Below are 22,246 nucleotides of genomic sequence, written 5' to 3'. Positions count from 1 at the left end.
TGCTCGCGCAGGAGACTGCTCGCGCAGGAGACTGCTCGCGCAGGAGACTAGATCGGCGTCAGACCGTGTTTGCGCTGCACGCGGGTGATCTGCTTGTCCCGCAGCAGCCGCAGCGACTTCCGCAGCAGCAGCCGGGTCTCGTGCGGCTGAATCACCGCGTCGATGTATCCGCGTTCGGCGGCGGTCCACGGAATCGCCAGGTTCTCGTTGTAGCCGTCGATGAAGTCCTTCTTGATCGCCTGGGCCTCGGGCGTGGTCGGATCCGGGAAGCGCTTCATCAGCAGCTGGGCGGCGCCGTCGGCGCCGATCACCGCGATGCGGGCGGTGGGCCAGGCGAAGTTCAGGTCCGCCGACAGCTGCTTGGAGCCCATCACCGCGTAGCCGCCGCCGTACGCCTTGCGGATGATGATCGTGACCTTGGGGACGTCGGCTTCCACGATCGCGTTGAAGAACCGGCCACCACGTTTGATGATGCCCTTCGTCTCCTCCTCCACACCCGGCATCGCGCCGGGGGTGTCGACCACGAAAACCAGTGGCATGTTGTAGGAGTCGCAGAACCGGATGAAACTGGACGCCTTGTCCGACGCCTCGGTGTCGACCGCGCCGGACATGAACATCGGCTGGTTGGCGATCACCCCGACCGGCCGCCCGTCGACCCGGGCGAACGCGGTGATCATCGCCGGTCCGCGCTGGTCGGCGATCTCGAAGACGTCGCCGTCGTCGAAGATCCGCAGCAGGATCTCGTGCATGTCGTAGGCGGTGTTGTCGGCATCCGGCACGATCGAGTCCAGCTCCAGGTCGTGCGGGGTGATCTCCGGCTCCAGCCCGGGGTTGACGATCGGCGCGTCGTCAAAGGTGTTGGCCGGCAGGAACGACAGGTAGTCGCGCACGTAGGCGAACGCCGCCGCTTCGTCTTCGACCACCTTGTGGATGTTGCCGCGCTGGGCCTGGGTGTCCGCACCGCCCAACTCGTCGAAGGTCACGTCCTCACCGGTGACGTCCTTGATGACGTCGGGGCCGGTGATGAACATGTAGCCCTGGTCGCGCACCGCCACCAGCAGATCGGTCTGGATCGGCGAATACACCGCGCCGCCGGCGCATTTGCCCAGGATGATGGAGATCTCCGGCACCATGCCGCGCAGCATCTCGTGGCGGCGGCCCAGCTCGGCGTACCAGGCCAGCGAGGTCACCGCGTCCTGGATGCGGGCACCGGCGGAGTCGTTGATGCCGATGATCGGGCAGCCGACCATGGCCACCCACTCCATCAGCTTGGCCACCTTGCGGCCGAACATCTCACCGACCGACCCCTGGAACACGGTCTGGTCGTGGCTGAACACCGCGACCGGGCGGCCGTTGATCAGGCCGTGCCCGGTGACCACCCCGTCGCCGAACAGCGCGTTGGGGTCGCCGGGCGTCTTGCACAGCGCGCCGATCTCCAGGAAGGTGCCCGGGTCCACCAGCGCGTGGATGCGGGCGCGGGCACTGGGGATGCCCTTCTTCTCCCGCTTGGCGACGGCCTTCTCACCGCCGGGCTCGGCGGCCAGCGCGAGCTTCTCGTGGAGTTCGGCCAGCAACTCAGCGGTGGTCTTATTGCTCACTGGGTCTCGCTCTCGGCTTGGATGCGGGTGATCGCCTGGCTCATATGCGCCCCGACTTTAGCGATGATCGGCTCGTCGATGGCCTGAATGTGCTCACCACCGATGGGCACGATCTCCAGGTCCTTGACGTACTCGCCCCAGCCGCCGTCGGGCTTGCGGGTCGCGTACGCGGGCTCGAACACGATGGCGTCATCGTGGTAGCGGTCGGCCATGTACAGCGCGACGTATCCGTCGTACGGCTGGATCTCGATGGTGTCCAGGGCTCGGTTGTCCAGGTACGACGTGCGCTGGTGCTCGATGATGCCGCCCGGGATCTCCACACCGCTCTGCGCGACGACGTCCAGCACGAAGCGGACCTGGCCCTCGTCGTCGAGCTTCTCCAGCTCCTCGTAGGGGATCTCCGGGATCTCGACGTTGAAGGTCCGCTCGGCGAATCGGGCGTAGCGGTCCCAGCGGGCGCGCATGCCTTCCTTGCTCTGGTCGATCGGCTCCCCGGGAAGCACCAGGTCGATCAGCCCGACGTAGCGCACCTCGGCGCTGGCCTGCTTGAGGCCGATCGCGCAGGCGTAGGCCAGCGCCCCGCCCAGCGACCAGCCCGCCAGCAGGAACGGACCGTTGTGCAGTTCCAGCAGTTTGGGCACGTACTCGGCGGCGCGCTCCTCGATGGAGCCCTCCACCCGCTCGATGCCGTACACCGGGATGTCATCGGGCAGCCGTTTCATCAGCGGCTCGTAGACCACCGTGGAACCGCCGGCCGGATGGAACACGAACAGCGGGAGCCGGCCGGAACCGTCCTTCGGGGCCCGCAGGGTGCGGACGAAACCGTCCACCACCCCTTCTTCGAGCTGGTCGCGGACGACGGTCGCCAGGCCCTCGATGGTCGTCGCCGACGTCACATCGTCGACGGTGATGGTGCCCTCGGCGCGTTCGGACAGCCGCGCGGCCATCTTCTCGGCCGTCGCATCGTCGAGTCCGGGCAGCTCGTTGAAGATGCCGCCCGGCGACTTGCCGGTGACGATCGCCCAGGTCGCGAACGTGACCCGCTCGGCGGCGTCACGTGGCGGGACGTCGGCGCCCAGCGCCTCGGTCACCGCTTCCTGGGTCAGCACCTTGGCGGCTGCGGCGGCAGCCGTCGCCTTGCTCACGCCCGGACCCTCGGGGTTGGTGGGCGGCGCCGGGACGCCCGGACCCGCGGGGTTGGTGGGCGGCGCCGGGATCGACGCCGCAGCAGCCTCAGGAGTCTCCGCTTCAGCAGCCGGTGCTTCGGCAGCCTCGGGAGCCGCGGTGACAGGGGCGGCGCCGGCCAGCATGGCCGCCTGCTCGGCAGCGATCTCCTCGGCGGTCTGCGTCTGCTGACGCTCGTACATCGCCTCGACCTCGTCGCGGTGCTCGACCGCGTACTTGATCAGCTCCTCGACGTTGTAGAGGTTGGCGTCGCGGACCGCGGTCAGCTGGATCGGCGGCATGTCGAAGTCGTACTCGACGCGGTTCTTGATCCGCACCGCCATCAGCGAGTCCAGACCCAGCTCGATCAGCGGCACCTCCCACGGCAGGTCCTCGGGCTCGTAGCCCATGGCGCCGCCGACGATGGCGCCCAACCGCTGGGCGATGGTCTCCCCGGAGTCCGGCGACCATTTGGCGAAGCCGGCCGCCAGCCCGGCACCCGCGGTCAGGTTGTCCTGCAGGATCGCCGCATCGTCGGGCTTTTCGTCCTCGACCGGAGCGGCAACCGTCGACGTAGCCACCGCGGCACCGGCGCCGACCGCGGCCGGCAGCACCGCCGCCGTGCCCGCGACGCCGCGACTTACGACGGCGTCGTAGACCAGCGTGAACGACTCGTCGATGCGGGCGTGCACCTGCACGGCCGCGCCGCCGGGATGGCGGGTCAGGGTGGTCACCAGCCGCGCGTCGGCGCCGGGCACCGCCCGCTGCTCGGACGCCGAGAGCACCGCGTCCGGAAGCACCATCGCCGCAGCGGCTTTCACCAGCGCGGCCAGGTCGGTGTCGCCGCGCGGCGCGAACTCCCACACGTGCCGGCCGTCGGGCAGCGCCACGTGGCTGCCGGGCATCACCGCGGAGGCGTCGGCGGAGAAGTGCGCGTCCAGCCAGTGCTCCTTGCGCTTGAAGCGGGTCGGCGGGATGTCGGCGAAGTCCGCCGGACCGAGAGCGCGGGTAAACAAAGTGCGCATGTCCAGGTCGTGGCCCAGGACGTACAGCTGCGCCATCGCCGAGATCATCGCCTCGACGTCGTCGACCTTGCGGGCCAGCGTCGCGATCAGCTGCGCGTCGTGCAGACCGGCCGACGCCGTGGTCAGGCCCACCTGCATCAGCGCCACCGGGTTGGGGGCGAGCTCCAGGAAGGTGGTGTAGCCGTTGTCGACGGCGTTGCGGACACCGTGGGTGAAGTAGACGCTGTGCCGCATCCCCTTCTTCCAGTAGTCCACGTCGTGGATCGGCTCGCCGCCGGGCCGCACGTAGCTGCCCTCATGCACCGTCGAGAAGATCGCCACCGACGGCGTCAACGGCTCGATGCCCTGCAGCTCCGCGGAGAATTCGCCGAGCAGCGGATCCATCTGCGAGGTGTGGCCGGCGCCCTTGGTCTGCAGCTTGCGGGCGAAGCGGCCCTCGGCCTCGGCGCGGGCGACGATCGCGTCGATCTGATCGGGCGGACCGCCGATCACCGTCTGGCTGGGCGCGGCGTAGACACACACCTCCAGGCCGGGGAAGTCGCCGAAGACGGTCTTGAGCTCGTCGGCGGAGTACTCGACCAGCGCCATGAAGCGGATGTACTCGCCGAACAGCATCGCTTCGCCCTCGCCCATCAGGTGCGAGCGCGAGCAGATCACCCGGGTGGCATCCGCCAGGGACAGACCACCGGAGAAGTACGCCGACGCCGGCTCACCCAGCGACTGGCCGATCACCGCGGCCGGGCGGGCACCGTGATGCTTGAGCAGCTCGCCCAGCGCGATCTGGATCGCGAAGATGACGACGTTGGACGTCTCGATGCCGTAATCGTGTGAGTCGTCGAGGATCAGCTCGAGCACCGAGTAGCCGCGCTCGTCCTGGATCAGTGCGTCGACCTTCTCGATCCACTCGGCGAAGACCTCGTCGCGCAGGTACAGGTTCTTGCCCATTTTGCGGTGCTGGGCACCGAAACCGGCCATCGTCCACACCGGACCGTTGGTGACCGGCCCGTCGGCGGCGAAGACGTTGGGCTTCTGCTTGCCCTCGGCGACCGCCCGCAGCCCGGCGACGGCTTCGTCGTGGTTGTGCGCCAAAACCACTGCGCGGGAACGCCCGTGGCTGCGCCGCGACAGCGCTCGCCCGATCGACTCCAGCGAGGAGGCCCGGCCCGCTTCGCTGTCGATCCAGTCGGCCAGCTCGGCGGCGGCCGCCTTCTTGCGGGAGGTCAAGAAACCCGAGACCGCCAAGGGGACCAGCGGAACCGGCGGTTCCTCTTCGGCCAGCTCGGCCAGCGCGATCTCTTTGAGCCGCAACGCTTCCTCGGTGACCCCGGGAAGTTCGTATTCCTCGTCGGGTCCGGAAATCACCCGGTCTTCGGAGTCCAGGAACTCGCCGTACTCGTCGAAGCGCACCCCGCCGATCAGCTCGCCGGCCGGCTCGGCGGCCGCTTCGGCAACAGCCCGTTCGTCGGCGACCGGGTCCTTCTCGATGACGTCACGCGGCAGGGTCTCGCGCAGCACCAGGTGCGCGTTGGCGCCGCCGAACCCGAAGCCGGACACCCCGGCAATCGCGTAGCCGGAATAACGCGGCCAGTCGGTGACCTCGGCGGCCACCTTCAGGTGCGCGGCGTCGAAGTCGATGTAGGGGTTGGGCCCGGCGTAGTTGATCGACGGCGGAATCTTGTTGTGCTGCAACGCCAGCACCATCTTGGCCAGGCTGGCCGCACCGGCCGCCGACTCCAGGTGTCCGACATTGGATTTCACCGCCCCCAGCAGCGCGGGCTTGTCGGCGGGCCGACCGCGCCCGACGACCTTGCCCAGGCCCTCGGCCTCGATCGGGTCACCCAGGATGGTGCCGGTGCCGTGCGCCTCGATGTAGTCCACGGTGCGCGGGTCGATGCCGGCATTCTTGTAGGCCTTGCGCAGCACGGCGGCCTGCGCGTCCGGATTGGGTGCCAGCATGCCGTTGGAGCGGCCGTCGTGGTTGATCGCGGACCCGGCGATGACGGCCAGGATCTGGTCGCCGTCGCGCCGGGCGTCGTCGACTCGCTTGAGCACCAACATGCCGGCGCCCTCGGAGCGGGCGTAGCCGTCGGCGTCGGAGGAGAACGACTTGATCCGGCCGTCGGCAGCCAGCACCCCGCCGACCTCGTCGAACCCGACCGTCACCATCGGGGTGATCAGCGCGTTCACCCCGCCGACGATCGCGACGTCGGCTTCGCCGCTGCGCAGCGCCTGCACCCCGGCGTGGGCGGCGACCAGCGAGGACGAGCAGGCGGTGTCGACGTTCACCGACGGACCGTGGAAGTCGTAGAAGTAGGACACCCGGTTGGCGATGATGGAGGTCGCGGTGCCGGTGATGGCGTAGGGGTGGGTGATGCTCGGATCCGACACCGACAGGAACTGGTAGTCGTTGGTGGAGCTGCCGATGTAGACACCGACGGACTGGCCGCGCAGGCTCGACGCCGGGATGCGGGCGTGCTCGAGCGCCTCCCAGGTCAGTTCCAGCGCCATCCGCTGCTGCGGGTCGATGTTGTCGGCCTCCATCTTCGACAACGCGAAGAACTCGGAGTCGAACCCCTTGATGTCTTTGAGATATCCGCCCCGGGTGCGGGCCCTGGCCACCCGCTCGGCGATACGGGGCTCGTCGAGGAACTCCGACCAGCGGCCTTCCGGCGGGTCGGTGATGGCGTCGCGGCCCTCCAGCAGCGCCTGCCACATCTCCTCGGGGGTGTTCATGTCGCCGGGGAAGCGGGTGGCCAGGCCGACCACCGCGATATCGGCGACGTCGGCATCGCGGGACCAGTCGGCGTCGTCGGCGTCGTCCTCCAGCACCGGCTCGCCCTCGACGATCACCGTGGCCAGCGCCTCGATCGTGGGGTGCTGGAAGGCCACCGTGGCCGACAGCGTCACGCCGGTCAGATCCTCGATGTCGGAGGCCATCGCCACCGCGTCACGTGAGGACAGGCCAAGCTCGACCATCGGCGCCGACTCGTTGATGGAATCGGCGGGCTGCCCGGTGGCTTTGGCCACCCAGTTACGCAGCCAGGCCCGCATTTCCGCGACGGTCATCTCGGTCCGGCCCGGGGTGGCGTCGTCCGGTGTCTCAGTCATGTGCAGGCGCCTCCGGTGGGCTATAAGGGGATTTATTCCGCCTGGTCGGGGAAGGAGTTCGGGGCGGTGTTTCCGCCGCGCAGGCTGCCGTCGATGTAAGCCGTGCAGCAGGCACGTCGGCCGATCTTGCCGCTGGAGGTCCGCGGGATCGAGCCCGCCGACACCAGCAGCACGTCGCGCACGGTGACCCCGTGGCGTACCGCGATCGCCGCCCGGATGTCGTCGGCGATGGGCTGGTAGTCCATCTTGTGCGCGCCGGGCGCACGCTCGCCGACGATGACCAGCTGCTCGGAGCTGTCGTCGGCGTCGTAGTGCAGGCCCGAGTGCGGGTTGTCGAACACCTCTTGCGGCAACTGGTTGGCCGGCACCGAGAACGCGGCGACGTAGCCGACGCGCAGCGCGCGGCTGGATTCCTGCGCCGAGTACTCCAGGTCCTGCGGGTAGTGGTTACGACCGTCGACGATCACCAGGTCCTTGACCCGGCCGGTGATGTAGAGGTCCTCGCCGTAGAAGGCGCCGTAGTCGCCGGTGCGCACCCAGAGCCGGTCGTCTTCGGCGCCGTCGGCGTGCGACGGGGTGGTGCGCGACTTCAGCACGTTGTGGAAGGTCTCGCGGGTCTCCTCCGGCTTGTTCCAATAGCCGGTGCCCATGTTGTTGCCGGCGATCCAGATCTCGCCGACCTGACCGTCGGGCAACTCGGTGGCCGACTCGGCGTCGACGATGACCGCCCACTCGTCGATCCCGATCCGGCCGGCCGATGCCTGCGACACCGCGTTCGGCGCCGACGGGTCCACCTCGACGAACCGCTTCTCGTTGTTCAGCACGTCGCGGTCGACGTGGATGATCTTGGGCTTCTCCTCCATCGGGGTGGTGGAGACGAACAGGGTGGCCTCGGCCAGCCCGTAGGACGGCTTGATCGCCTTCTCCTGGAAGCCGTACGGCGCGAACGCCTCGTTGAACTTGCGGATCGACGACGCCGAGACCGGCTCGCTGCCGTTGAGGATGGCCTTGACGTTGCTCAGATCCAGCGCCTCGCCGTCCTTGGGCACCCCGCGGGCCGCGGCGTGTTCGAACGCGAAGTTGGGGGCCGCGGAGATGGTGCCGCCGGTGTCGCCCTCCTTGCGGGCCAGCTCCTTGATCCAGCGGTCGGGCCGGCGCACGAACGCCGCCGGGGTCATGAACGTGCACTGGTAGCCGATCACCGAGGAGATGACGATGGTGATCAGGCCCATGTCGTGGAAGAACGGCAGCCAGGTGACGCCGCGGTCGCCGTCCTTGCCCTCGATGCCGTGGATCACCTGGACGACATTGGTGGGCAGGTTCAGGTGGGTGATCTGCACGCCGGTCGGGGTGCGGGTGGACCCGGAGGTGTACTGCAGGTAGCCGATGGTGTCGGTCTCGGCCGGTACCCGCTCCCAGGTGGCGCCCACCTCCTCGGGGACCGCGTCGACGGCGATGATGCGCGGCCGGTCCTTGGCCGGGCGGCTGCGGAAGAACTTGCGGACGCCTTCGGCGGAGTCGCTGGTGGTCAGGATCGCCGACGGGGTGCAGTCGTCGAGCACCGCGTGCAGGCGACCCACGTGGCCGGGCTCGGCCGGGTCGAACAGCGGCACCGCGATCCGGCCGGCGTACAGCGTGCCGTAGAAGGCCGTCAGGTAGTCCAGGTTCTGCGCGCACAGGATGGCGACCCGGTCACCGGGCTGGGTGACCTGCTGCAGGCGGGCGCCGATGGCGCGGTTGCGGGCGCCGAACTCCGACCAGGAGATGTCGCGGGCCACGCCGTCGCGCTCGGTGGAGAAGTCCAGGAAGCGGTACGCCAGCCGGTCGCCGCGCACCTTGGCCCACCGCTCGACGGTGTTGACCAGACTGCCGTTGTCGGGGAACCGGATCTTGCCGTCCTTGATGAACGGGTTGTGGTACCCCCGGGCCGCCTGGGTCATGCCGCTACTCCTGTTCACGCACTCGTGCCGGCTGCAGCCGACCGCTCATGCTCTTAAAATCTTCTTAATGTTACTGGCCAGTCCGGCGCGCACCAAATCCCGTGCGCCAAATCACTAGGGTACGGCGTGTCGCTGGGCGCCCGGGCGTTCAGCCGTGCTTTGGGGTCGGCGCGTTCTGCACGACGCCGTGCGCCCAGTCCAGCGCCCATTGCGTCGCGGACTTTCCGTTGTCCATCCAGAACTGCGTGGTGGCGTACATCGCATGCACCGGCTGGCCCGCACCGCCGGCCAGGATCTCCAGCGTGCGGGGCAGGTTGGCGATGTTGAAGGCCTCGGGCGGGGCCGAACAGATCAGGTCGTCGGGCGCGCAGATCTCGTTCGTGCGGTCGTTGAGGTCGCCGAACCCGCCGGGACGTTCCCCGGTCATCGTCAACCCGAGGGTGGACAGCATCGGCATGGAGTGCAGGGTGATCTCGGCGCCCTGGCCCGGCGGGGTGGGGCCGATGTCCTTGCCGACGCCCTGCTGGCGACGGCCGTCGGCGATCAGCGTCACGCCCAGCACCAGATCCTCGTCGACCGGCCCCTTGCCGTTGCCGATCTCACCGGCGATGTCCCCGGCGATCACCGCGCCCTGGGAGAACCCGACCAGCACGTAGCCGGTCAGCGGGCAGCGGGTGTTCATGTCGGTGAGCGCCTTGCGGGTGGCCGTGGTGCCCTCGGCGCGACTGTCGTTGTAGGACATCTGGTTGTCGGCGGCGAACGGATTGTGGAACTGCGCGGTGTAGGGCACCGTGAACGTGGCCAGGCGGGCGGCGTCGAACTGCTCGACGATCGGCCCGGTGACGTTGAGCAGCAGCGCGATCGGGAATTCCACCGGATTATGCGGGTCCAGCGCCGGCGAGGACTCCCAGGTGCCCGGCACCGAGATCAGCTCGACGTCGGGGCAGCTGGCGTCCTGGAAGGCCGGCCGCGGCTTGTGTGGCCGCGACGTCGGGCCGGACGTCGTCGGGGGCACCGCGATCGGTGGTTCGGGGCTGGGCGGCGTGGCGGGGCGACGGATCCAGATCACCACCGCGACGAGGACCAGCGCTACCGCGACCCCCATGGAGATCGCCGCAACCCAGCCGAGAATGCGGCGCCTTTTGCGCCGGGAATTGTTCGCCATGGTCTCCTGCTCACGGTGGGCTAGCTCCTCCACCGTACCGAGCGGCCGCTCACCGCATTGACCCTGCGTCTGTGGCGTTGGCTACTCGCACTTCTGCGCCCTGGGCGCAGGGTCAACGCGGCCGGGTCAGCGGATGGCGCCGACGATGTCGCCGGTCATGGCGCCCAGCTGCGAGCTCCAGGCCCCCCAGCCGTTGTCGCCACCGGGGAAGTCGAAGTGGCCGTTGTGTCCACCGACATTGCGGTACTGCTGGTAGAAGAACCGGCCGCTGCCGGTGGCGACGGCCTCCTGGCCGATCATCGCGGCCGGGTCGCTGGCGCCGCCGGTGCCGTTGTACACCCAGACCCGGGTGTTGTTCTGGGCCAGCATGTCCGCGTGCACCCACGGGTCGTGCCACTTCCACCGGCCCAGCTGGGGCGCGCCCCACATGCCGTTGGCGTCGACGCCGCCGAACTGCGCCAAGCCCGCGGTGATGGCGCCGTTGTCCTGGGTGCGCGACGGGTACAGGAAACCCGACAGCGAACCGGCGAAGCCGTAGCGGTCCGGGTGGAAGGCGGCCAGCGCCATCGCGGCATAGCCGCCCTGGGCGGCGCCGACCGCGGCGTGCCCGCCCGGGGCCAGGCCCTTGTTGGCGGCCAGCCAGTCGGGCAGTTCGCTGGACAAGAAGGTGTCCCACTGCTTGGAGCCGTCGTTCTCCCAGTCGGTGTACATGCTGAATGCGCCGCCGGCCGGTGCGGCGACCGAGACGCCCTTACCGGCCAGGGTGCCCATCGCGTTGCCGACGGTCACCCAGTTGCTGACGTCGGGTCCGGCGTTGAACGGGTCGAGCATGACCACGGCGTGCGGGCCGCCGGCCAGGAACGCCACCGGGATGTCACGACCCATCGCCGCCGACGGCACCATCAACGTCTCGTAGGCGGCGTGGGCGGTGCCGGTGGAGCCGGCCGCGGTGGTCACACCCCACAGCCCGAGGGCCAGGGCTGCCGTGCACATCATCCGGAGCAGAATCGACAACCCGTTCCTCGCCACTTTCAGCCACCTCACTCAATCGTCGCTTGCCTTCGCCGCGCCCGCGTGAACCCCCGGCCCGCCCGCAAGGTAGTGAACCATACCCGGCGGGGACCGAGGCCGGAAACGGCCAACGGCGGCGACCTGGACGGTCGCCGCCGTTGGCGGTTAGTGCTATCGGGCTAGTTGCCCTGCGTCTCCGCAGTGCCACCGCCAGGCGTGGCGCCCAACACCCGCTGCACGTCAGGCTTCATGGCCTGCAGCTGCTGGCCCCAGTAGCCCCAGTCGTGGGTACCGGAGTCCGGGAAGTTGAACACCGCGTTGTGGCCACCGGCCGCAATGTAGTTGTCCTGGAACGTCTTGTTGGTGCGGATGGTCAGCTTCTCCAGGAACTCGGCCGGCAGGTTGCTGCCACCCAGCTCGTTGGGGGTGCCGTTACCGCAGTACACCCACAGGCGGGTGTTGTTGGCGACCAGCTTGGACATGTTGACCATCGGGTCGTTGCGCTGCCAGGCCGGGTCGCTGGACGGACCCCACATGTCGTCGGCCTTGTAGCCGCCGGCGTCACCCATGGACATGTTGACCAGGCCGGGCCACCAGCCCTCGGACAGGTTCAGGAAGCCCGACATCGAGCCGGCGTACACGAACTGGTCGGGGTGGTAGATCGCCAGCGTCATCGCGGCCGAACCGGCCATCGACAGACCGACCGCGGCGCTGCCGGTGGACTTGACGCTGTGGTTGGCCGACAAGTAGGCGGGCAGCTCGCTGGTCAGGAAGGTCTCCCACTTGTAGGTGGAGCATCCGGCCTTACCGCACGCCGGGCGGTACCAGTCGCTGTAGAAGCTGGACTGACCGCCGACGGGCATCACCATCGACACACCCGAGCCGTAGTACCACTCGAACGCCGGGGTGTTGATGTCCCAGCCGTTGAAGTCGTCCTGGGCACGCAGACCGTCCAGCATGTAGATGGCCGGCGAGTTGGCGCCACCGCTCTGGAACTGAACCTTGATGTCGCGACCCATCCCGGCCGACGGCACCTGCAGGTACTCGACGGGCAGCCCGGGCCGGGAGAACGCCTCCGCCGTCGCGGAACCGCCGACAACGCCGATGGCACCCGACAGCAGGGCCGCACCCGCGGCAGCGACTGCAAGCCGGCGCGGCATGTCCTTCGCCGCGGCGGCAAACCTGTTCACCAGCTTCATTCTTGCTTTCCTCATCCTTTGTTAGGCCAATCCTGTTGGTCCAACTGCATGCGCAGGGCGCAGCAGATCCCGTGTAGTCAACCACAACTCTGTGGAAACTCTCTCATCGACGATCGCTGACCCACGCGCCACGCGGGCCTGCGCCGGAAGCCGGAAATCGTCGGCTTCGCTATGCTCACCGGGCAGTTGTTGCCGGTGAGAACTTGGATGCGGCGTTGCTGCCTTGCACCACCGGCGGGTTGTGTCCTGGAAGCATTTTGTGACGCTGGTAACAATCGCGTCGCGCCAGTGAATCCCCCCGGATTTCGAGAAGACAGTAGATCGGCCGCGCGGCGGCTTTGTCAAACGCACCCCCATGCCGAGCGGCACTTTCACGACGCAACACGCCGCGGACGCGTCGTGAAAGTACCGCTCGCGGACGCTGTGCGCGCTCAGGGCCCGGTCGCGGGCATACCGGTATACGGCGGGCCGGTGTTCGACGGGACATCGGGGATGTCCAGCCCGCAGCGGATCAGCTCGTAACGCGGTACCCGGTTGATCCGGTACTTGGTGAACGAATAGGCGTGCAGCAGGTTGGAGGTGAACCGGTGCAGCCCCATCGGCCCGCGCACCGAGTTCAGTACCTGCGCGGTGGCCGGACACTGCAACGCCGCCTCGGCCTGGGCGACCCACGCCTGGTCGAGGTACCCCGGCACGCCGGGGTACCACTTCACCCAGGGGCCGTCGGCGATCACCCAGTCGGGGAACAGGTTCTTGTCGTGGCCGATCCGGCCGTGCTGCAGCCGTTCGGTGTGCGCGGCCAGCGGATTCACCAGCCCGATCTGGTCGAGCACCCGCACGTCGAGCCCGACGTTCATGCCCAACATGCCCAGGTTGGTGAAGAACACCGCGTGCGGGGTCGGCCCGCCGGGCAGGGTTCCGGGCGGGATCGGCTGGATGGGCGGGACGACGTCCCACTGGTCGTAGTTGCCCGCCGGCAACAGCAGCGCCCCCTCCGGGGTGTGCTCCAGGGTGGTCACCACCGCGCGCATCCGCGGATAGTCCAGGTAGTCCTCGCCGGTCAGGGGATGGGCATGTCCGGTGGCCTGGGAGTAGAACCGGCGCTCGTCGACGATCCCCGACTCGGTGACGCGGGTGGCGTCGTCCCCCAGCCCGGAGGAGTTCGCCGCCCAGATCGACCAGCCCACCACGCCCAGCCACAGCACCGAGACCGCGCTGGTGAACAGGTAGCCGGCCTGGCGGGAGTAGCGCACCCCGTCGGGCAGCATCACCGGGATCACCGCCACCGGGGTGAGCAGACACAGCAGCGGGAACAGCAGCACCCGGCCGTGCATGAAGTCGCCGCCCTGGCGGATCCAATACGCGGCCTGCAGCAGCCCGCTGATCATGATGAACACCACCACCGAGGACGGGCTTTGAATGATGCGGGCCAGCAGGCTGTAGCTCGGCGGCACCCGGCGGCGAATCCACCACGCCCGGCTGCGGGTGGCGGCCAGCGACAGGCCCAGCGCCAGCAGCAGCACCACCGGGGCCCACAGCGCATAGGGCCGGTTGAAGTTGGTCAGGTAGGTGATGCCCTGCGACCACTTGTCGCCGGCGGCGTCCTTGGCCACCGCGGTGGCCGGCACCAGCAGCCCGTAGTAGCCCATCCGGAAGATCTGGTAGGCCACCGGCAGCAGCCCGCCGGCCGCGATGATCAGCGCCCGCCGCTGCCAGCCCTGTGCGGCGATCAGCATCATGATCAGCGCGCCGCCGCCCAGCAGCGCCAATTCGGGGCGGACCAGCACCGACAGCCCGGACACGAACGCCAACGCCCCGGCGAACACCCATCCGGCCGGGCGTCCCCGCAGGGCCTGCGACCAGCACACCAGCATCCACCAGAACAGTCCGAACCAGGCCACCACCAGTCCGTTCTCCAAACCGGAGGTGGCGAAGTCGCGGGCCGGCGGCACCGCGATGTAGGCCAGCACCCCGGCCGGCAGCAGCACCGCGCGCCGTCCCTGCAGGCTGGGGGCGTACAACCGCGCGGTGCCCAGCATGATCAGGGCCACCCCCGCCACCGACAGCACCAGGGTGGTGGTCAGCACGACGTACTCCAGCCGCATCGGCCCGGCCAGCCAGCTTCCCGCATACAGCAGAAACGTCCAGACCGTGGAGGTGTTGGCCTCGACGCGTTCACCCGCGTTGAACACCGGTCCGTTACCGGCCAGCAGGTTGCGCACCGTGCGCAGCACGATCAGCCCGTCATCGGAGATCCAGCGTCGTTGCCAGGCGCCCCAGCCGAACAGCGCCATCACGGTGGCCACGCTCACCCACAGGCTGACCCGGACCACCACGTCGTAGGGGAACGCCGGCCAGCCTGCGGCCAGCGGCGGCTCCGGGCGGCGTGCCGCGCTAGCCGAACGCAACGGCTGCACCGATGGTTCCGAGCCAGGCCAGCACCAGCAGTTGCAGCATCCGGTCATGCCGCAGGATGTCCTCGGCTTCGCCGGCCAGCCCGCCGTCGACGTCGACCGCATAGCGCAGGACCGCGATGGTGATCGGGACGATCGACACCGCAAACCACGAACCCGAGCCATTGTCGCGCTCGAAGGCGAACAGCGAGTAGCACACCACCATGGCGGTGGCCGCCAGCGTCCAGACGAAACGCAGGTAGGTATTGGTGTAGCTCTCCAGCGACTTGCGGATCTTGGCCCCGGTGCGTTCGGCCAGCTGCAGTTCGGCGTAGCGCTTGCCGGCCACCATGAACAGCGAGCCGAACGCCATCACCAGCAGGAACCACTGGGACAGGTAGATGTCGGCGGCCACGCCGCCGGCGATGGCCCGGATCAGAAATCCCGAGGAGACGATGCAGATATCCAGCACTGCTTGATGTTTGAGCCCGAAGCAGTAGGCCAGCTGGATCGCCAGATAGATCGCCATCACCAGGGCCAGGTTCGGTGTCAGCCACCAAGCCAGGCCCAGCGACACCGCCGCCAGTACCGCGGCTAGGACGTAGGCCAACGACTCGGGTACCACCCCGGCAGCGATCGGCCGGAACCGCTTGGTGGGGTGCGCCCGGTCGGCTTCCACGTCGCGGGCGTCGTTGACCAGATAGGTCGATGAGGCCGCCAGGGAGAACACCACGAATGCGATCAGCACCTTGAACGCCAGGTCGGCGTAGTCGTAGTGCACGCCGCGGCCGAGCGCGGCCAGCGGTGCGGCGATCACCAGAACGTTCTTCACCCACTGCCGTGGCCGCAACGCCTTGATGACGCCGGTGACCAGGTTGGCCGGCGGGCCGGGCTCCGACACTTGGTCTTCAGTTTCTGCACTCATCGCGACTCTCCCGAGTTGTCCAGCCGGATTGCGGCCGCGGCGACCGCGGCACCGACCGCGGCGCCCACCACGACATCACTGGGATAGTGCACCCCGAGCACCATCCGGGACAGCGCCATCGGCGGCACCAGCACGGCCGGCAGCAGCGGCAGCCCGGCGGCGCGACCCAGCAGGATCGCCGCCGCGGTGGTGGAGGTGGCGTGCGCGGACGGGAAGCTCAAAGCACTCGGGGTGCCGACGTTGACCGCGATTCCCGGGTGGTTCGGGCGTTTGCGGCGGACCACCCGCTTGATGACCACCGCCGCAGCGTGCGCGGCCAGCGTCCCGGCGCCGGCCAGCAGCCAGGCGCGGCGCCGGCTTGGCTGGGCCAGCGCGCCGGCCGCCGACACCGCCAGCCAGCCCAGGGCATGCTCGCCGAAGTGCGACATGGCCCGCGCGGTGGTCAGTACGCCGGGTTGATCGGCCAACGCCGACTGCACCGCCACCAATGCGGCCGCCTCGCCGCGCGCCGGCTCAGTCACGGCCCGACGCGGTATCGATCAGCACCGATTCCCATTGGTGGGTGCTGGACAGGACCGGCAGTGCCGACCGGTAGGTGCGGCGCAACGTGTCGAAGCGGCGCGCCAGCTGGCGCTGCCGGCGCAGCGACTGCCACAGCAGCGACGCCATCTTGGCGCGGTCGCGCTGGCGGTAGACCACGCCGCGGCCATCGGCGGTGGTGACGGTGACCCCGTCCTGGGTGCACAGCAAGAACCAGCGGGCGTCCTGGGTCGGCACGTTGAGCTGCGGACGATGGTGATGGGTGGGGTCTTCCCGCTTCATCTGGTGGGCGATGCCGCGGATCAGCCGGTAGCCGATGGCCAGCGGGTTCACCGGCGGCTTCATCGCCCGGTGCATCCGCGACGGCGCCGGCAGCTCGCTGGCCGCCGGCAGCACCACCGCGTCGGGGAAGGTCTTGCGCATCGCGTGCACGTCGGGCAGCGCCGACTCCAGGATCGAGAAGATGTGCTCGGGACCGGCCAGGAAGTCGTCGATCGCCTTGTTCTGGATGGCGACCGTCGAATATTCCAGGCAGGCAAGGTGTTTCAGGGTTGCCTTGAGGTGGCTGCGGATCAGGCCGCTGACGTCACCGTTCCAGTGCAGGGCGGCCACCACCAGCCGGTTGCGCAGGTGGAAGTAGGCCTGCCAGTCGATGGCGTCGTCCTTGTCGCTCCAGGCCATGTGCCAGATCGCCGCGCCGGGCAGGGTGACGGTGGCGTAGCCGTGTTCGCGGGCGCGCAGCCCGTATTCGGCGTCGTCCCACTTGATGAACGACGGCACCGGCTGGCCGAGCTCCTCGGCGACGGCACGCGGGATCATGCACATCCACCAGCCGTTGAAGTCGACGTCGATGCGCCGGTGCAGCTCCTCGGTCTCGGCGAGGGGGTCCTCGGCGAAGTTGTGGTCGTACTCGGTGTGCGGGGCGTTGGTCCACATGAACACGCTCGCGTCGACGACCTCGCCCATCACGTGCAGGTGCGAGGGCTCCTGCAGGTTGAGCATCTGCCCGCCGACCAGGATCGGATCCTTGGCGAACCGGCTGAGCGCCAGCGCCCGCAGGATCGAATCCGGCTCGATGCGGATGTCGTCGTCCATGAACAGGATCTGGTCGCAGTCGGTGTTCTTCAACGCCTCGTACATCACCCGGCTGTAGCCGCCGGAGCCGCCCAGGTTGGGCTGGTTGTGGATGGACAGCCGGGTGCCCAGGGCGGCGGCCGCCGCCGGGAAGTCCGGATGGTCGCGCACCTTGCGGGTGCCCTGATCGGGCACGATCACCGCGCCGATCACCTCGTCCACCAACGGGTCCGAGGTCAGCGCGGCCAGCGCGTTGACGCAGTCGTCGGGCCGGTTGAACGTCGGGATGCCGACGGTGACGTTGGCCTTGCCGGGCGCCTCGCACGGCGCGAACCAGCCGGCGCTGTGCAGGGTGACCGCCGAGTCGGTGGTGATGTCGAACCAGATCCAGCCGCCGTCCTCGAAGGGCTGCAGCCCGACCTCGAACTCGACGACGGCCGGACCGCCGTCCGCCGCGCTGGACACCGCCCGCCCGTCGACCGCGATGCGGGCGCCGGTGGCCTTGGAGCGGTACACGTCGATGCGGGCGGACCCGGTCAACTCAACCCGCAGCACCACGGATTGCAGCGTCGACCAGCGCCGCCAGTACGACGCCGGGAACGCGTTGAAGTACGTCGCGAACGACACCTCGGACTCCGTGCCGATCTCCAGGCTGGTCCGGGTCAGCGGATGGGCGCGGCGGCTGTTGGTCGTCGACTCCGCGATGTAGAGCTTGCGCACGTCCAGCGGCTCGCCGTGGCGGGGCAGGATGACCCGCGCGAGCTGGCTCACGGCCGCCGTGCCGGGGTTGTCAGACATCAGTACTGCTTTCGTTTCTGTCCAGCGGCACACCGTCGCGCAGGTGCGGCGCCAAGACGTTGTCGTACATATTCAGCGCACTGGCGATGGCCATGTGCATATCCAGATACTGGTAGGTGCCCAGCCGGCCCCCGAACAGCACCCGCGACGACGTCGTCTCGGCCTTCGCGCGGTTACGGTAGGCGGCCAGCAGCGCGCGGTCGGCTTCGGTGTTGATCGGGTAGTACGGCTCGTCGTCGTCCTCGGCGAAGCGGGAGAACTCCCGCATGATCACCGTCTTGTCGCCTGGGTAGTCGCGTTCGGGGTGGAAGTGGCGGAACTCGTGGATGCGGGTGAACGGCACGTCCGGGTCGTTGTAGTTCATCACCGGGGTGCCCTGGAAGTCGCCGGTCGCCAGCACCTCGAGCTCGAAATCCAGGGTGCGCCAGCCCAGCCGGCCCTCGGCGTAGCCGAAGTAGCGGTCCAGCGGACCGGTATAGACAACCGGGGCATCCGGACATGTCGCACGCAACTCGTCGCGGACGTCGAACCAGTCGGTGTCCAGCCGGACCTCGATGCGGTCGTCGGCTGCCATCTTCTGCAGCCAGGCGGTGTAGCCGTCGACCGGCAGGCCCTCATAGGTGTCGTTGAAGTAGCGGTTGTCGAAGGTGTAGCGGACCGGCAGCCGGGTGATGTTGGCTGCCGGCAACTCGGTCGGGTCGGTCTGCCACTGCTTGGCGGTGTAGCCCTTGACGAACGCCTCGTAGAGCGGGCGGCCGATCAGCGAGATCGCCTTCTCCTCCAGGTTCTGCGCGTCGGCGGTGTTGATCTCGGCGGCCTGCTCGGCGATCAGGGCCCGGGCCTCGTCGGGGGAGAAGTAGCGGCCGAAGAACTGCGAGACCAGGCCCAGCCCCATCGGGAACTGGTAGGACTGCCCGTTGTGCATCGCGAACACCCGGTGCTGGTAGCCGGTGAACTCGGTGAACTGGCGGACGTAGTCCCAGACCCGGGTGTTGGAGGTGTGGAACAGGTGCGCGCCGTACTTGTGCACCTCGATGCCGGTCTGCGGCTCGGCTTCGGAGTAGGCGTTGCCGCCGATATGCGGGCGCTGCTCGACGACAAGGACGCGCTTGTCGAGCTGCGTGGCCACGCGCTCGGCGATGGTCAGGCCGAAGAATCCGGAGCCGACGACATAGAGGTCATAGCGTCTAGGAGGGGAAGTCATCGGCGCCTAGGGTATCCGACCGCACCGGCATGGCCCGATTCGCAACGGCGGCGGAGGTGCGACGCAGTTTAGGTCGCGATTGCCTCACGATTCGATCTCGTCACACCAGTAACAACTGTCACGTCCGTACCATCGACAGTGTCGGCTTCCCGCCGCAAACGCCCCAAGATATTGAGGAGACTTCCGTGCCGAATCGACGTCGACGCAGGCTCTCGACAGCCGCAAGTGCGGTCGCCGCCCTGGCCGTTGCGAGTCCTTTTGCCGTAATCGCTGTTTCTGAATTGACCGCCACGCCACAACATCAGGAGTTCGTCCCGGCCGCGTCGATCACCGACCTGCCCAACGAGCTGATGTCGGCCCTGTCGCAGGGCTTGTCGCAGTTCGGGATCAACCTGCCGACCGGGCTGGCCGGCGGGACGGGGGCCGGTGCCTACCCGGGGATGTCGCCCGGCCTGACCTCGCCTGGTCTGGGAACCCCGGGGCTCACCTCGCCCGGCCTGACCTCGCCCGGTTTGACCTCGCCTGGTCTGGGAACCCCGGGGCTCACCTCGCCCGGCCTGGGAACTCCTGGCCTGACGTCGCCCGGCCTGGGGACCCCCGGCCTGACCTCGCCCGGCCTGGGAACCCCCGGTCTGACCACGCCCGGCGCCGCACCGGGACTGACCTCTCCGGGTCTGACCGACCCGGCGCTGAGCAACCCCGTCGTTTCCGACCCCAGCCTGACCAGTCCGACCGGCGGTCTGCCCGGCGCCTTGCCCGGCGGTCTCGGGGCGACGAACCCGGCGGGCCTGGGCACGCCCGGCCTGGGCACCCCTGGCCTCGGCACCCCGGGCCTGACCGACCCGACGCTGGGCGGCTACCCGGGTGCCGGCGCCTACACGCCGGTCGGGCTGACCGGCCCCAACGAAGTGCCGATCACCGCACCGGTCGGGTTGGACCCCGGCCTGGGCGGGACCTACCCGATCCTGGGTGACCCGTCGCTGGGTGCGATGCCGCAAAGCGCCCCGAGTGGCGGCATTGTCAGCGACGTGATGAGTGCCGCGAACCAACTGGGTGCCGGCCAGGCGATCGACCTGCTCAAGGGCATGGTGATGCCGTCGATCACCCAGGCCATGCAGGGGGCCGGTGGAGCCGCGGCCGCTCCGGCCGCCATTGGTGAGGCCGCGTCCGCGGCCGGCGACGTGGCCACGGTGGCGCCGATAGCCTGAGACCTATCGCGAAACGGCACCGCAGGGTCGCACTCTGCGGTGCCGTTGCCACATTGGTGGACAAAAACACCGTGTCATAACAACAGTCACACCTGACACATCCGTAACATCAGGGCGTGCTGTCTCGCCCACCGACCGCCGTGTTGACCGCCATTGCGGCGACCGCGGTGTTGTTGCCCTGGGCGCTCGACCGTCACCACGACGAACGGGCTGCCGCGCCCCCGCGCGTGGCGACCCAGCTGGCCGAACGGCCGCTGCCCGGCGTCGGTGGCGGGGTGACCATCCGCGAGGTCGGTCAACAGACCCCGTTCTCCATGGTCGCGCTGACCGGCACGGATCTCACCGGCACCTCGGCGCGGGTACGGGCCAAACGCACCGACGGGTCGTGGGGGCCCTGGTACGACACCGAGACGTTGGACGCCGGCGCCTCGCCGGGTCCGCACGGCACCGAACCGGTGTTCGTCGGGCTGACCACCTCCGTGCAGATCTCGGTCAGCCGGCCCGAGGGCTCGGCGGTCACGCCGACGCAGCAGGAGAAGGCCGCACCCGCCCTGGGCTACCGTCCGGCCGCTGTTGAAGCACCCCTCGGCCCGAGTTTCTCGGCCGTGCTGATCAGTCCGCCGCGCGCCCCGGTCGACATCCAGTGGACCCCGCCGACGGGCGTCGTGGTGCCCGGCCAGCCGCCCGCCATCATCAGCCGTGTGCAGTGGGGCGCCGATGAGGGGATGCGGTGCGGCGGCACGGAGTACGACCCGGCGGTCCGCGCTGCGGTGGTCCACCACACCGCCGAGGGCAACGACTACCAGCCGGAGGACTCGCCGGGCATCGTGCAGGCGATTTACGCGTATCACACCCAGACGCTGGGCTGGTGCGACATCGCCTACAACGCGCTGGTCGACCGGTACGGGCAGGTCTTCGAAGGCCGGGCCGGCGGTATCGCCCGACCCGTCGAGGGCGCCCACACCGGAGGCTTCAACCGCGACACCTGGGGTGTGGCGATGATCGGCAACTTCGAAGCCGAGCCGCCCACCCCGATCCAGATCCGCAACCTGGGCCGGTTGCTGGGCTGGCGGCTGGGATTGGCCGGGGTCGACCCGCTGGGCACCGCGGTGCTGGTGTCCGAGGGCGGCTCCTACACCCACTTCGGCCGCGGCGCCGCCGCCACGCTGCCGGCCATCTTCACCCACCGCGATGTGGGCGCCACCGAATGCCCGGGCAATGCCGGATATGCGGCGCTCGACGAAATCCGCGCCTACGCGGCGCGATTCAACACGCCACCCAGCCCCGATGAGTTGGCCGCGGCGCTGCAGGGCGGCGCGATCTACGCCCGGTGGCAGGACATGGGCGGCATGAACAGCGTGCTCGGCGCGCCCACGTCCGCGGAGCTGCCGGCGGAGGGCGAGGCGCGCTACGCCACCTTCGAGCACGGCGCGATGTACTGGTCGCCGGAGGTCGGAACCCAGCCGATCATGGGGGCCCTGCTGGCGGCCTGGGCGTCACTGGGCTATGAGCGGGGGCCGCTGGGCTTGCCGACCAGCGCGGAGTTCGCCGAGCCGATGTGGATCGGACAGAACTTCCAGCACGGGGCCCTGACGTTCGACCGGCTCAACGGCACCGTCATCCGGATCACCGACGGGATCCCGCAGCCGCTGCTGCCGCCACCGCCGGAGGGCGCCGAGGATGTGCCCGCCGAACACTTCACGCCGGTCACCTGAGTTCCCGACGCTGGGCCACGCTGGTCCCACACCGGCCTCACGAGTCACGAGATCCGGAGCATGTGTCGATCTGCCCGCGGCTGAGCGACAACCGAGGCATCGGCCCAGGTGGGGGCGAACGGGCTGCCTCGAGTGTGGTCACATGCGCTCCATCGATCTCGCCTGCATCAGCTGTCGCA

At 69.1% G+C, this 22,246-nt stretch carries 13 protein-coding genes; 2 read left to right on the top strand and 11 right to left on the bottom strand.

Annotation, left to right across the window (positions count from 1 at the left end; all coding sequences use genetic code 11):
* Positions 1–47: 47 nt before the first annotated feature.
* The 11 genes from AC5Y36_RS06505 to glf form a co-directional block, all read right to left on the bottom strand.
* Positions 48–1,598 carry an acyl-CoA carboxylase subunit beta gene (locus tag AC5Y36_RS06505; RefSeq protein WP_500040049.1) on the bottom strand — a complete coding sequence of 517 codons (1,551 nt, stop codon included), beginning with the start codon at positions 1,596–1,598 and terminating at the stop codon, positions 48–50.
* Positions 1,595–6,895 carry a polyketide synthase Pks13 gene (gene pks13, locus AC5Y36_RS06500; RefSeq protein WP_500040048.1) on the bottom strand — a complete coding sequence of 1,767 codons (5,301 nt, stop codon included), beginning with the start codon at positions 6,893–6,895 and terminating at the stop codon, positions 1,595–1,597. Before pks13 ends, AC5Y36_RS06505 begins: the two co-directional genes overlap by 4 nt.
* 32 nt (positions 6,896–6,927) lie before the next feature.
* Positions 6,928–8,835 (bottom strand): long-chain-fatty-acid--AMP ligase FadD32, encoded by a 1,908-nt coding sequence (gene fadD32 / locus AC5Y36_RS06495; RefSeq protein WP_500040047.1) that lies wholly within the window; start codon positions 8,833–8,835, stop codon positions 6,928–6,930.
* A 148-nt stretch (positions 8,836–8,983) separates the two neighbouring features.
* Entirely contained in the window at positions 8,984–10,000 is a 1,017-nt protein-coding gene (gene culp6 / locus AC5Y36_RS06490; protein ID WP_500040046.1) for a carboxylesterase Culp6, read from the bottom strand.
* 126 nt (positions 10,001–10,126) lie between these two features.
* Positions 10,127–10,996, bottom strand: coding sequence for an alpha/beta hydrolase-fold protein (locus AC5Y36_RS06485; RefSeq protein ID WP_500040084.1), 870 nt, complete (start codon positions 10,994–10,996; stop codon positions 10,127–10,129).
* 194 nt (positions 10,997–11,190) lie between these two features.
* Positions 11,191–12,210 (bottom strand): esterase family protein, encoded by a 1,020-nt coding sequence (locus tag AC5Y36_RS06480; RefSeq protein WP_500040045.1) that lies wholly within the window; start codon positions 12,208–12,210, stop codon positions 11,191–11,193.
* A 431-nt stretch (positions 12,211–12,641) separates the two neighbouring features.
* Entirely contained in the window at positions 12,642–14,675 is a 2,034-nt protein-coding gene (gene aftB / locus AC5Y36_RS06475) for a terminal beta-(1->2)-arabinofuranosyltransferase (RefSeq protein WP_500040044.1), read from the bottom strand.
* Positions 14,605–15,528, bottom strand: coding sequence for a decaprenyl-phosphate phosphoribosyltransferase (locus AC5Y36_RS06470; RefSeq protein ID WP_500040043.1), 924 nt, complete (start codon positions 15,526–15,528; stop codon positions 14,605–14,607). The genes aftB and AC5Y36_RS06470 overlap by 71 nt, the downstream gene beginning before the upstream one ends.
* The gene (locus AC5Y36_RS06465; protein ID WP_500040042.1) at positions 15,525–16,049 is read right to left on the bottom strand and encodes a phosphatase PAP2 family protein; all 525 of its coding nucleotides are present in this window, start codon (positions 16,047–16,049) and stop codon (positions 15,525–15,527) included. The genes AC5Y36_RS06470 and AC5Y36_RS06465 overlap by 4 nt, the downstream gene beginning before the upstream one ends.
* Positions 16,042–17,940, bottom strand: a complete 1,899-nt coding sequence (locus tag AC5Y36_RS06460) for a glycosyltransferase (RefSeq protein ID WP_500040041.1) — start codon at positions 17,938–17,940, stop codon at positions 16,042–16,044. The genes AC5Y36_RS06465 and AC5Y36_RS06460 overlap by 8 nt, the downstream gene beginning before the upstream one ends.
* A complete protein-coding gene (gene glf, locus AC5Y36_RS06455; protein ID WP_500040040.1) occupies positions 17,933–19,144 on the bottom strand; it encodes a UDP-galactopyranose mutase in 1,212 nt (403 codons plus the stop codon). The genes AC5Y36_RS06460 and glf overlap by 8 nt, the downstream gene beginning before the upstream one ends.
* Before the next feature lie 185 nt (positions 19,145–19,329).
* Between glf and AC5Y36_RS06450 the strand changes: the two genes are divergently transcribed.
* Positions 19,330–20,352 carry a hypothetical protein gene (locus tag AC5Y36_RS06450; RefSeq protein ID WP_500040039.1) on the top strand — a complete coding sequence of 341 codons (1,023 nt, stop codon included), beginning with the start codon at positions 19,330–19,332 and terminating at the stop codon, positions 20,350–20,352.
* 116 nt (positions 20,353–20,468) lie between these two features.
* Positions 20,469–22,067 carry an N-acetylmuramoyl-L-alanine amidase gene (locus AC5Y36_RS06445; RefSeq protein WP_500040038.1) on the top strand — a complete coding sequence of 533 codons (1,599 nt, stop codon included), beginning with the start codon at positions 20,469–20,471 and terminating at the stop codon, positions 22,065–22,067.
* Positions 22,068–22,246: the final 179 nt, after the last annotated feature.

The sequence above is a fragment of the Mycobacterium sp. NGS50 genome, from assembly GCF_059812545.1.
This window is presented reverse-complemented; position numbering and strand designations above follow the sequence as displayed.

Excerpts from the sequence above, each read along its gene's own strand:
- pks13 (WP_500040048.1), bottom strand. The coding sequence starts at position 6,895 with ATGACTGAGACACCGGACGACGCCACCCCGGGCCGGACCGAGATGACC.
- fadD32 (WP_500040047.1), bottom strand. The coding sequence starts at position 8,835 with ATGACCCAGGCGGCCCGGGGGTACCACAACCCGTTCATCAAGGACGGC.
- culp6 (WP_500040046.1), bottom strand. The coding sequence starts at position 10,000 with ATGGCGAACAATTCCCGGCGCAAAAGGCGCCGCATTCTCGGCTGGGTT.
- AC5Y36_RS06485 (WP_500040084.1), bottom strand. The coding sequence starts at position 10,996 with ATGATGTGCACGGCAGCCCTGGCCCTCGGGCTGTGGGGTGTGACCACC.
- AC5Y36_RS06480 (WP_500040045.1), bottom strand. The coding sequence starts at position 12,210 with ATGAAGCTGGTGAACAGGTTTGCCGCCGCGGCGAAGGACATGCCGCGC.
- aftB (WP_500040044.1), bottom strand. The coding sequence starts at position 14,675 with ATGACCGGATGCTGCAACTGCTGGTGCTGGCCTGGCTCGGAACCATCG.
- AC5Y36_RS06470 (WP_500040043.1), bottom strand. The coding sequence starts at position 15,528 with ATGAGTGCAGAAACTGAAGACCAAGTGTCGGAGCCCGGCCCGCCGGCC.
- AC5Y36_RS06460 (WP_500040041.1), bottom strand. The coding sequence starts at position 17,940 with ATGTCTGACAACCCCGGCACGGCGGCCGTGAGCCAGCTCGCGCGGGTC.
- glf (WP_500040040.1), bottom strand. The coding sequence starts at position 19,144 with ATGACTTCCCCTCCTAGACGCTATGACCTCTATGTCGTCGGCTCCGGA.